Origin of the sequence: Roseomonas rosulenta, from assembly GCF_016106005.1 — a bacterium.
Classification (GTDB): domain Bacteria; phylum Pseudomonadota; class Alphaproteobacteria; order Acetobacterales; family Acetobacteraceae; genus Neoroseomonas; species Neoroseomonas rosulenta.
On sequence record NZ_JACADR010000630.1, the window covers coordinates 1 to 687 of the forward strand.

General features: G+C 64.0%; 1 tRNA gene and 2 rRNA genes. All 3 read right to left on the reverse strand.

Features of this window, described 5'->3' with window-relative positions:
* Window positions 1-124: 124 nt before the first annotated feature.
* A tRNA-Met gene (locus HW578_RS27335) sits at window positions 125-201 on the reverse strand.
* A 56-nt stretch (window positions 202-257) separates the two neighbouring features.
* Window positions 258-372: ribosomal RNA gene (gene rrf, locus HW578_RS27340) — 5S ribosomal RNA — on the reverse strand.
* A 115-nt stretch (window positions 373-487) separates the two neighbouring features.
* A 23S ribosomal RNA gene (locus HW578_RS27345) occupies window positions 488-687 on the reverse strand; the annotation flags it as partial.

Sequence of the window (687 nt, forward strand, 5' to 3'; positions counted from 1 at the left end):
ACAGCGATGCTGCGTGCGGCGGGCGTGGTGCTTCCCGGTCGTGTGGGCGTGCTGGAGGGCGGACGCACGAAAGGCCCGAGGGCGTTTGCCGTCGGGCCTGATCTGTTCTTAGGTTCGGTCAAGCTGGATGCGGGGACAGGATTTGAACCTGTGACCTTCAGGTTATGAGCCTGACGAGCTACCGGGCTGCTCCACCCCGCGTTGTTGCCTGTGGGTTTATTACCCGCGGGCGGTGGTGTTGAGGATCCGGCCTGGTGGCCCGGCGGCGACCGACTCTCCCGCGTCTTGAGACGCAGTACCATGGGCGCTGGGGTGTTTCACGGCCGTGTTCGGGATGGGAACGGGTGTATCAACCCCGCGATGGCCACCGGGCCACCGGGCCGGATCCTCTGATGGTGATGTGATGATCTGGTGTTGTTGTGTGTGTGACGTGTTTTGGCGCTGTGCGCGGTGGGCTGGCGAACCGGCCCATGCGGTGGTGCGTAGGATAGGGAGTTCTATCGGGCGATTAGGATCGCTCGGCTGCACGCCTTGCGGCGCTTCCACCTGCGACCTATCGACGTGCTGGTCTTGCACGGCCCTTGGGGAGACCTGGTCTTGAGGCTGGTTTCCCGCTTAGATGCCTTCAGCGGTTATCCATTCCGCACTTGGCTACCCGGCGATGCGGCTGGCGCCACAACCGGTGCA